Below are 10790 nucleotides of genomic sequence, written 5' to 3' on the forward strand. Positions count from 1 at the left end.
TCAGCCCTTGCCGCGGACGAGCTCCAGGCCGGCGCCGGCGAACTGGCGCACGGTCGCGTCGGGGAGGAACGCGCGCGTGAGCGCGGCGCCGATGGGGATGAGATCGCCTTCGTCGTGGAAGAGCAGGTACATCGTCTCGAAGCGCGGGTTGAACTTCATCTTGAATTTGTGGAGTGACTGGAAGCCGTAGACGGGCTCCAGCGACTCGGCGAGCTTGTCGCTCAGCTCGGCGATCATGCCGGCCCCCGGCGGGTACTCGTGCGCGAGCGGAGCGCCGGAGAGCGACATGATCTTCGCGCCCTCCTCCGAGAACTGACGCGCCGAGGCGCCGAGCAGGTACTCCATCACCGGGCCGAAGCCGCCCTCGCGCCGACGCATGAGGTCGAGCGTCCAGCCGTGCACCGCGCCGTCCGCGCCGTAGACCGGCAGCCATGACAGGAACCCGTCGACGTCGCCGCTCGGGGAGATGGCCAGCGCCAGGCGCACCTCCGGGTCCTCCGCCTCGGTCAGCGTCCCCAGCGTGAATCCCATCTCGGGCAGGCCCTTGTCACCGACCCACATCTCCGAGATCGCCCGCAGCTGCTGCCGGATGCCCCACGTCTCGTCCTTCAGGTGCGTCAGGCGGAACGTCATCTCCTCGCGGCCCGCGCGGTTGAGGGAGGAGCGCACGGAGTTCCACTGCTTGCCGGTGAACTGCACCGGCAGGTCGACGATCGTGTCGTCCGCGACGACGATGCTGCGCCAGATCGGCGGGACGGCATCCCGCGTCTCCTCGCTGGAGCTGAAGAAGCAGGGCGTCAGCCCCGCCGCCTCGGTCATGGAGATGAACTCCGTCACCGACTGCGCGCGCGTGCCGGCAGGCCCCAGCGGGTCGGCCAGGGCGACAGCGACGCCGGCCCGGCGCTGGTAGACCACGATCCCGTGCGTCGTGCGCACGTACTCGTTGTTCTCCCACGTCGACATCCAGGACAGGGTGCCGCCCCCGTGCGCGTGCAGCATCTCCTTCACCTCGTCGACGGTGGGCGGGCTCTGCGCGCCCAGCTTGGACTTCCGTCGCGCGGTGAAGGCGTGCCGGATCCAGAGGAGGTAGATGAACATGAGCAGCCACAGCACCGTCGACCCGGCGGTGAGGCTCGGGTCGCCGCTGAGGACCACCTCCGTGCCGTCGTGACCGAGCAGCAGCACCGCGGCGATGACCAGCCCTCCGGTGAGGAGGTTGAAGCTCGCCAGGATGATGGAGACGATCCACGCCCAGCGGCGGCCGTGGAACAGCCCGTTCGCGACGAAGAGGATGATGGCGGCGTCGATGATGATGTCGACCCACGACCCCTCTCCCGGGTCGGAGTACCCGAACGGCCCCTCCGTGGGCACGAGCAGCACGATGATCTGCGTGGCGCCGAGGGCGAGCATGACCGTGAAGGCTGTCACGCGCTGCTCGCGCACCGTCGAGCGCTGCACCCGCAGCGACCGGTCGACGCTGAGCACGAGCAGCGCGGCCAGCACGTGCTCGACGTCGGCGACCGACCCCCAGTACAGGAGGGCGACGAAGAGGAAGGCGAGGAAGACCACCCAGGCGCGCAGGCGCCACGGGGCCACGAACAGCCCGATCGCCGCGGCGAGGCACGCCATGGTGCCGCCGGACGGACCGACGTCCAGCACTCCCGCCTGCAGCTGAGCCCACGGCCAGGGGAGGAACGCCCCCACCCACAGGAGGAGCGCGGCGGCGAAGACGGCGAACAGCTGGCCGATGCCGAAGTAGGCCAGGGCGACCCGGGAGCCTCGCTTGAACTCCAGGAAGGCCATGCCGGCGAACCCGAGGATCGTGAGGATGTAGACCCACGGGAGATTGACAAAGAACGTCCCGGTGATCGGAGTCCAGAAGCGCCCCTCCTCCAGGGCGGGGAGCCCGTAGGCCACCTGCGGGAAGAGATCGCTGTCCTGGAAGGGCGACCACAGGCCGCCCCAGATCACGCCGGTGACGAGGATCGCGGCGATGAGGGAAAGAGTCGCCGGGATGCGGGACACGACACGCAGGACCGGGGGACGAGGGCGCGACACGGTGTCGGTCATGGTCACACGATAGCGGTGGGCATCCCCGGCGACACGGGAGTCAGGTCCCGTCAGCCGCGGCGGGCGTAGGCGGCCAGGTCGTGCGCGAACTCCGCGGCGCGCAGCGCCCGTCGGGCGGCGTCCAGCGCCTCGACCGGGTCCTGCGCCTGACGGGCGGCGGCGAGCTCGGACTGCGCGGTGCTCAGGCGCATGCGGGCGTCGGCGCCGGCCCGTGCGTGGGAGACGGCGCTCTCCGCACGCGCGACGGCGTTGCGCGCCGCTGCAAGGGTGCCGGGGAGCGCCGTGCGGGCGCCGCGGAGGCGCTGCTGCGCCGTTCGCGCGTCGCCCAGCGCCATGTCGAGGCGGTCGCGGGCGCGGGCGATGCCGTCGATCGTCGCGGTGGGTCGGCGGAAGGCTGCGGGCTCGAGGGCCGTGGCCGCGGCACCCACCTCGCGCATCTCGGCGGCGAGCCGGTCGGCGGCGTCGGGTTCGAGCGAGCTCCGCAGGGCCTCGGCCTGGCGCAGCGCCGTCCGCAGCACGTCGAGCTCGCCGGTGACCGCGAGGGCCGCCTGGGTCACGAGCCGGTGCCGCTCCTCCACGGCGCGCGCCTCGGCCTGCGCCTGCCGCAGCGCCCGCTCGGCCTCGCTCAGGTCGGGCAGGGCGGTGACCGTGGGGTCGCCGGCCTTGCGTCGTGCACGCTCGAGGTGCGACGTCGCGGCGTCGGCGTGGGTGAGGGCCGCGCGGGCGGCGGCCGCGGCATCCGTCCACTCGGACTCGTCGAAGCGGGACCGCAGCTCGTCCACGAGCGCGCGGAGGTCGCCGGTGCTGCCGCGCAGGTCGTCGAGACGAGCGGATGCCGCGGCCACCCGATCGGCTGCCGAGACGTTGCCGCGCACCCACTCGGCGTGCTCCGCGGCGGCGCGGTCGAGGATCGCCCGCGCCTCGTCGACGCGGGAGCGCAGGCGCCGGGACGTGCGCGTGACCTGGTCGGGATGGGGGGCGGGCTCGGCCGAGACGGCGCGGTACTCCTCGAAGGCCTTGTCGCGCACGTGCTGGGCGGTCATGCGCGCCCGGCGCAGGGACTGCGGGGCGTCGCCCCCGTAGAGGGCGCCCGACAGCCCCACCTCGAGGTCGGCCTCCTCGATCGCGTCGTCGAGCGCGACCAGTGCCGAACCTGCCCCAGCGCGCTCGCCCTCGGCGGCGGCCTGTGCGCGCGGACTGCGGCGCGCCCGGCGCAGCGCGACGACGAGCACCGCGATCAGCAGCGCGGCGACGGCGAAGACGATGACGGCCGGGATGATCCAGCCGAGCGCGTCGGCCAGGGCGTCAGGCATCCTCGTCCGGGATCAGCAGGAGGCGGCGGAGCTCGTCGACCGAATCGACGGCGGCCTGTGCGCCGTCGGCCTCGTGGGGCCAGCTGAACCCCCAGCGGACGAAGATCACGGGCACGCCGTGCGCCGCGCCACCCTCGACGTCGTGGTGCCGGTCGCCGATCAGCACGGGCCGGCTGACGTCGATGCCCTGCGCCTCGAGGCGCCGCAGCGCCTCGGCGACGATGTCGGCCTTCTCGCTGAGGCGCTTCTCGTCGATCGACGCGCCGACGATGACGGCCAGCTGGGGGGCGAGATCGAAGTGCTCCATCAGGGCCTGCACCTGGATCTCGGGCTTGCTGCTGGCCGTGGCCTGGGGCACGCCCGCGGCGGCGAGATCGGCGACGAGGTCGGCGATGCCGGGGTAGAGGCGTGCGCCGGTCGTGTAGCCGTCGTCGCGGCCCACCTCGCGATAGACGGCGACGGCCTCGGTGGCCTGCTCCGGCGTCATGCCGAGCTGCTTCTGGAACGTCTCGAACATGGGCGGCCCGATCCAGTGGACGAGCTCGGCCCGCGCCACCGGCGGGTGGCCCAGGCGCTCCATCGTGATGCCGAGCCGGCGGAGGATGCCGTCCGAGGCATCCACCATCGTGCCGTCGACGTCCCAGAGGATGCAGGACCAGGGGGAGTGCGACGCCATGCCCCTACGCTACCCGTCGGCTCAGAACAGCCGGGGGGCGCCGGAGGCGACGCCCTTCATCTCGTCGTAGTCCAGGGTGACGCAGCGGATGCCGCGGTCCGCCGCCAGCACGCGGGCCTGGGGTTTGATCTCCTGCGCCGCGAAGACGCCGGTGACCGGGGCGAGGTGCGGGTCGCGACCCAGCAGCTCCAGGTAGCGGGTCAGCTGCTCGACGCCGTCGATGTCGCCGCGCCGCTTCACCTCGACCGCGATCGTGCCGCCGGCGGGGTCGCGCAGGAGCAGGTCGACCGGGCCGATGGCCGTGGGGAACTCTCGGCGGACGAGCGTGAGGCCCTCGCCGATGGTGCCGACCTGCTCGGCGAGGAGGCGCTGGAGGTCGGCTTCGACGCCGTCCTTCTGCAGCCCGGGGTCGATGCCCAGCTCGTGCGAGGAGTCGTGCAGCAGCTCGTAGATGCGCACGAGGAGCGAGTCGCCGGTCTTCGCGTGCGTCACGCGCCAGACCTCCTGAACGCCGGCGGCGACGTTGTCGCCGTCGGGCGTCTCGACGGTGAGCGTGCAGGGCGGGCTCATCCAGTTGAGCGGCTTGTACGAGCCGCCGTCCGAGTGCACCAGCAGACTGCCGTCGCCCTTGTGGACGAGGAGGCGCGTGGCCAGAGGCAGGTGCGCGTTCAGGCGACCGGCGTAATCCACGGAGCAGCGGGCGATGACAAGACGCACCCGATGAGCCTACCCGCGGCGGCCGGTGGGCATCGCGGCGGCGTGGGCGTCGGTGCCGAGGGTGGCTCAGTGCGCCGCGTGCCCGGCGCCGACCTTCGACCCGGCGATCGGCTTGGCCGCCCCCGAGGCGAGGCCCGACATCACGATGAGTCCGACGATGATCCAGAGGGTGGGGAGGATGCCGATCGAGTGGCTGATCCAGCCGAGGAGCGGCGGGCCGCAGAGGAAGGCCAGGTAGCCGATCGTGGCGGCGGCCGAGACCGAGGCGGCGGCCTTCGTCGGGTCGTCGGCGGCGGCGGACATGCCCAGCGGGAAGCCGAGCGAGGCTCCCGCGCCCCACAGGGCCACGCCGACGAAGGCGACCGGCAGCGACGGCGCGAGGATGAACAGCACCAGACCGACGGCGGCAGCGACCGACAGCACCCGGAGCGTCCAGACGCGGCCGATGCGGTCGACCAGCGGTCCGCCCAGGATGCGGAAGACGGTCATCGCGACCGAGAACACCGTGAGCGCGACGGCGCCGACGGCCTCGGTCTCGGCGTGCCCGTCGACCATGGCGATCGTCAGCCAGTCGTTCGCGCTGCCCTCGGCGAAGGCCATGCCGAGCATGATGATGCCGATCGCGTACGTGCGCGGATCGCGCCATACGACGAGCGACTGCCGCAGGCGCTCGCCGCGGCCGGGCGCGGCGGCCTCATCGGTCGGCACCGCATCGTGGACGGGAACGGCGCGGAGGGCGAGGAGGCCGGTGATGATGACGGCGATGCCCACCGCCCCCAGGTGCAGGCCGACGCCCACGCCGCCGGCCGCCATCGCGATGCCGACGCCGGCGCCGGCGACCGTGCCGAGGCTGAAGAACGCGTGGAAGAGGGGCATGAGGGTGCGACCGAACGCCTGCTCCACCGCCGCCGCCTCGACGTTCATCATGACGTCGGTCGAGCTCATGCCCAGGCCCATCAGCGACAGCCCCACCGCGGTGACCGCGTAGGACTGCGCGACCTGCACGCCGAGGCCGGCGATGATGACGCCCGCCGCGAAGGTCAGGATGGTGAAGAACATGCCCCGCCGGGCTCCCCAGCGCACGACGATGAGGTTCGCCAGCGACAGGCCGATCAGCGACGTCGCGCCGGACACGAACAGCAGCACGCCGACCTCGAAGTCGTTGATGCCGAGATCGACCTTGACGGCCGGGAGACGGGCCGCCCACGACGCGAAGCCGAGGCCGGTGGCGAAGAAGATCGCGAAGATCGCGGTCCGCCAGGCGACGAGCTGGGGCCGGCTGAGGGCGGAGGTCATCGCACCAGGCTACCGAATCGATTCGACGGGCGGAAACCCGCCGGGCTAACATCCTCGTGTGAGCACTCGCAGAGCCACCATCTCCGATGTCGCGCGCGCGGCCGGGGTCTCGCCCTCGACGGCGTCGGTGGTCTTCAGCGGCAAGACGCCCGTGTCGGAGGCGACGAGCCGTCGGGTGCGCGAGGCCGCGGAGGCGCTCGGCTACAGCGGCCCCGACCCGCGCGCCGCCTCGCTGCGGCGCGGTCGCTCGGGCATCGTCGGCGTCGTGCTCGAGGAGCACCTGGGCGCGGCTTTCCTCGACCCGGTGACGCGTCTCACGATGGACGGCCTCGCCGAGGCCGTCGCCCCGCTCGGGGCCGGACTGCTGCTCCTCCGCGACGGCCTGGGCGCAGCATCCGCCGCCTCGGCACCCACCCTCACGACGGCGCCTGTCGACGCGGCGGTGCTGATGGGCTGCAGCGGCTCGCTGCGGGAGTCGCTCGCGGCCGTCCTCGCGCGACGGCTCCCGGTCGTGGTGCTGGAGGGCGATGCCGGCGACGACGTGCCGCAGATCCGGCTCGACAGCCGCGAGGCCCAGCGCCAGGCGGCCAGCCACGTGAAGGGCCTCGGGCACACGCGGGTCGCCATCCTCACCCTGCCGACCACGGTCGCGCGTCGCCGCGGCTGGCTCGACGCCGGGGCTGCCGACCGCATCACGGTGGACGTCACCCGCGACCGCCTCGCCGGAGCCCGCGATGTCTTCCCCGGCGCGCCGGCATACGCGTCGGCGGGCAGCTCGATCGACGAGGGCCTCCGCGCCGGCCGGGAGATGCTCGGCGCGGCCGATCGCCCGACCGCCGTGCTCGCGCAGAGCGACGTGCTGGCCGCCGGCATCATCCGCGCGGCGGAGGAGGCGGGGCTGCGGGTGCCGGAAGACCTCAGCGTCACGGGCTTCGACGGTGTGGTCGTGGACGGCCTCGCGCCCTACGAGCTGACGACGCTCGTGCAGCCCGCGACCGACAAGGGCCGCGCGGCCGGTGAGGCCGTCGCGGCCATGCTCGAGGGCCGGGTGGCGGCATCCATCCACTTCACCTGCCGTTTCCGCGAGGGGAACACGACGGGTCCCGCGCCGGTCTGAACGTGATGCCGCGCGAGTGAGCCCGTTCCACCCGGCGGATCCGCAGGTCGCCCGCCCGTAGAATGGGTGTCAGACCCCGATCGCCCGTGCAGCGCTTCCCCTCCGCTGCCGACGACCTTGAGGAGGCCGCGGATGCTGGCACTCCTCGGCGCGTTCGCGGTCATCCCGATTCTGCTGCCGTGGCTCGTGTCCCGCATCGGCGCCCGGGCGTTCTACGTCGCCGCGGCGCTGCCGGTGATCGCGTTCGCGCACACCGTCTGGCTCGCACCGCTCGTGCAGTCCGGTGATGTGCCGTTCGAGGCATATGACTGGATCCCGGCGCTCGGCATCCAGCTCTCGATGCGCATGGACACCCTCGCCTGGGTGATGGCGCTGGTCGTCACCGGGGTCGGCGCGCTCGTGATGATCTACTGCCGCTGGTACTTCCGCGGCAAGAGCGACGGCGTCGGGCAGTTCTCCGCCGTGCTGCTGGCCTTCGCCGGCGCGATGTACGGACTCGTGCTCACCGACGACCTGGTCGTGCTGGTGATGTTCTGGGAGATCACGAGCATCCTGTCGTACCTGCTGATCGGGTTCTACAACCGACGGGCCGCGAGCCGCCGCGCTGCGCTCCAGGCGCTCCTGGTGACCACGCTCGGCGGGCTGGTGATGCTCATCGGCGTCGTGCTCCTCGTCGTCGACGCCGGGACGAGCAGCCTGTCGACGATCCTCGCCGAGGCGCCCACCGGTCCGATGGTCGACGCGGCGCTGATCCTTCTGCTCGTCGGAGCGCTCAGCAAGTCGGCCATCTTCCCGTTCCACTTCTGGCTGCCCGGCGCGATGGCCGCTCCCACGCCGGTGAGCGCGTACCTCCACGCCGCGGCCATGGTGAAGGCCGGCATCTACCTCATCGCCCGCCTCGCCCCGGTGTTCGCCCTCGCGGCGCCGTGGCGTCCGATCGTCATCTCGCTCGGCGTGTTCACGATGATCCTGGGCGGACTGCAGGCGCTCCGCGAGGCGGACCTCAAGCGCATCCTCGCGTTCGGCACCGTGAGCCAGCTCGGCATGCTTACCGTCGTGCTCGGCTACGGCACCCGTGACGCCGCGCTCGCCGGCCTCGCTCTGCTGGTCGGCCACGCGCTGTTCAAGTCGGCGCTGTTCCTGGTCGTCGGCGTCATCGACCGCCAGCTGTCCACCCGCGACATCAACGAACTGAACGGACTCGGCCGGCAGGCGCCCGTGATGGCGGTCTTCTCGTTCATCGCCGTGGCGAGCATGGCCGGCATCATCCCCACGATCGGCTTCGTCGCCAAGGAGGGCGCCCTGACCGCGCTGCTCGAGGAGACGGCGGGCGGCTCGGCGTGGGGCCTGGTCGCGCTCCTCGGCATCGTCCTCGGCTCCGTGCTGACGATGGCCTACGGCGCGCGGTTCCTCTGGGGCGCCTTCTGGACGAAGAAGGACAGCGGCATCGACCGCACCGAGTGGCCCGATCCGCCTATCGGCTTCCTCGCCGCACCGGTGCTGCTGTCGGGGCTGTCGATCGTGGCCGGAGTCGCCGCGCCCGCCATCGACGGCGCGCTCACCCCCTACGCCGACACCGCGCCGGTCGCGACGCCGGGCGTGCCCGCGCCGGACCACCCGTACCACCTCGCGCTCTGGCACGGCCTCGAGCCGGCGCTCTTCATCTCGCTCGGCACCGTCGGCGTGGGGCTCGTCGTCTTCCTCCTCACCCGCGGCTGGACGGCGCGCGCACGCGTGCTGCCCTTCACCGCCAACGAGGTCTACAACGCCGCCCTCCGCGGCATCGCGCGCCTGTCCGTGCTCACGACGAGCCTCACGCAGCGCGGATCGCTCGCGGTCTACGTCGGCACGATCTTCGTCGTGTTCGTCGCCGCCGAGGCCACGGCGCTCATCGCGGGCGGCGGCTGGGAGGCCCGGCTCACGCTCTTCCAGACGCCGATGCAGCTCGTGGCCGCGCCGCTCATGATCATCGCGGGCGTCATCGCCGTGCGGGCCCGCAAGCGCTACACCGGCGTCGTGCTCGTCTCGGTGACCGGGCTCGGCATGGTGATCCTCTTCGCGACGAGCGGGGCGCCCGACCTCGCCGTCACGCAGGTGCTCGTCGAGACGGTCACGCTGGTGGCCTTCGCTCTCGTGCTGCGGCGGATCCCCGCGCGCCTGGGCGAGCACAACGCCTCCGTCCTCCCCGTCCTCCGCGCCGTCGTCGCCGCCGCCGTCGGGCTCACCATGGCCGCGATCGCGATCATCGCCACGTCCTCGCGCGTCGCGACGCCGATCTCGGAGCGCTTCCCCGAGCTCGCCTACGAGCTCGGCCACGGCCGCAACGTCGTCAACGTCGCCCTCGTCGACCTCCGCGGGTGGGACACCATGGGCGAGCTGTCGGTGCTCATCCTCGCCGCGACGGGCGTGGCATCCCTTGTCTTCGTGACCCACCGCGCCGACACGCTGTCGGACTTCACCGCCCCGCTGCCGCGCACGCGCACGCGGCGTCCGCTCGTGGAGACGGCGGAGGGCGTCAAGCCCCGCACCGACGGCAGGCAGCGTCAGGCGTGGCTCGTCGGCGGACAGCGCGTGAAGCCGGAGAACCGCTCGATCCTGCTCGAGGTGATCGTGCGGGTGCTGTTCCACTCGATCATCGTCGTGTCGCTCTACCTGCTCTTCGCCGGCCACAACCTGCCCGGCGGCGGCTTCGCCGGCGGCCTGGTCGCGGGCATGGCGCTCGTCATGCGCTACGTCGCGGGCGGCCGGTACGAACTGGGCGCCGCCGCGCCCGCCGACGCGGGTCGCCTCCTCGGCATCGGCATGAGCCTGGCGGTCGCGTGCGCCGTCGTGCCGCTGCTGTTCGGCGCCGCGCCGCTCACCAGCACCTTCTTCGAGGCCGACCTTCCGGTCATCGGCCACATCGAGTTCGTCACCTCCACGATCTTCGACGTCGGCGTCTACCTCGTGGTGATCGGGCTCGTGCTCGACGTGCTGCGCAGCCTCGGCGCCGAGGTCGACCGCCAGGCGCAGGCCCAGACGGCCGCCGGAGTCCGCCCGGGGGTGAGTGCCTGATGGATGCCTCGCTCGTCCTCATCGTCGTGATGGGCGTCCTCTTCGCCTGCGGCGTCTACGCGATGCTCGAACGCAGCCTCACCCGCGTGCTCATCGGCTTCCTCCTGCTCGGCAACGCCGCGAATCTGCTGCTGCTGATCGTCATGGGCGAGCCCGGCCTCGCCGCCTTCTCCGGCGACGGCGATCCGGAGCAGCTGTCCGACCCGCTGCCGCAGGCCCTCACGCTCACCGCGATCGTGATCACCTTCGCCGTCTCGGCGTTCCTGCTGGCGCTCATCTACCGCTCGTGGCAGCTGGGCCAGGCCGACACCGTCGAGGACGACGCCGAGGACATCGCCGTACGCCGCCGCGGTGTCGAGGACGAAGACGACATGGACGACGAGTCCGAGACCGAGTCCGACGACGCCGCGACCGACTTCGTGGGCATGGAGACGTCCCCCATCACCATCATCGGCAGCCGCGAGTTCTCCGGACTCCGCGACGACGCGCCCACCGACAGCCCGGCCGCCCGTCAGGCCGACCGTCCCGAGGGAGGCGCCCGATGAGC

General features: G+C 72.5%; 8 protein-coding genes. 3 read left to right on the top strand and 5 right to left on the bottom strand.

Features of this window, described 5'->3' with window-relative positions:
• The 5 genes from CVS47_RS00180 to CVS47_RS00200 form a co-directional block, all read right to left on the bottom strand.
• The gene (locus CVS47_RS00180; RefSeq protein ID WP_127094274.1) at positions 1-2070 is read right to left on the bottom strand and encodes a bifunctional lysylphosphatidylglycerol flippase/synthetase MprF; all 2070 of its coding nucleotides are present in this window, start codon (positions 2068-2070) and stop codon (positions 1-3) included.
• Positions 2071-2120: 50 nt separating this feature from the next.
• A complete protein-coding gene (locus CVS47_RS16705) occupies positions 2121-3383 on the bottom strand; it encodes a hypothetical protein (protein WP_164734569.1) in 1263 nt (420 codons plus the stop codon).
• On the bottom strand, positions 3376-4059 hold the full coding sequence (locus CVS47_RS00190; RefSeq protein WP_127094275.1) for an HAD hydrolase-like protein: 684 nt from the start codon (positions 4057-4059) through the stop codon (positions 3376-3378). Before CVS47_RS00190 ends, CVS47_RS16705 begins: the two co-directional genes overlap by 8 nt.
• Before the next feature lie 21 nt (positions 4060-4080).
• Positions 4081-4776: an endonuclease NucS gene (nucS, locus tag CVS47_RS00195; RefSeq protein ID WP_127094276.1), complete on the bottom strand. Its 696-nt coding sequence runs from the start codon at positions 4774-4776 to the stop codon at positions 4081-4083.
• Positions 4777-4842: 66 nt separating this feature from the next.
• A complete protein-coding gene (locus tag CVS47_RS00200) occupies positions 4843-6072 on the bottom strand; it encodes an MFS transporter (protein ID WP_127094277.1) in 1230 nt (409 codons plus the stop codon).
• A 58-nt stretch (positions 6073-6130) separates the two neighbouring features.
• Between CVS47_RS00200 and CVS47_RS00205 the strand changes: the two genes are divergently transcribed.
• The 3 genes from CVS47_RS00205 to CVS47_RS00215 all read left to right on the top strand — a co-directional run bounded on the left by CVS47_RS00205 (position 6131) and on the right by CVS47_RS00215 (position 10788).
• The gene (locus tag CVS47_RS00205) at positions 6131-7189 is read left to right on the top strand and encodes a LacI family DNA-binding transcriptional regulator (RefSeq protein WP_127094278.1); all 1059 of its coding nucleotides are present in this window, start codon (positions 6131-6133) and stop codon (positions 7187-7189) included.
• 132 nt (positions 7190-7321) lie between these two features.
• Positions 7322-10243 carry a Na+/H+ antiporter subunit A gene (locus tag CVS47_RS00210; RefSeq protein ID WP_127094279.1) on the top strand — a complete coding sequence of 974 codons (2922 nt, stop codon included), beginning with the start codon at positions 7322-7324 and terminating at the stop codon, positions 10241-10243.
• Entirely contained in the window at positions 10243-10788 is a 546-nt protein-coding gene (locus CVS47_RS00215; RefSeq protein WP_127094280.1) for a Na(+)/H(+) antiporter subunit C, read from the top strand. The genes CVS47_RS00210 and CVS47_RS00215 overlap by 1 nt, the downstream gene beginning before the upstream one ends.
• Positions 10789-10790: the final 2 nt, after the last annotated feature.

The organism is Microbacterium lemovicicum (assembly GCF_003991875.1).
GTDB lineage: Bacteria > Actinomycetota > Actinomycetes > Actinomycetales > Microbacteriaceae > Microbacterium > Microbacterium lemovicicum.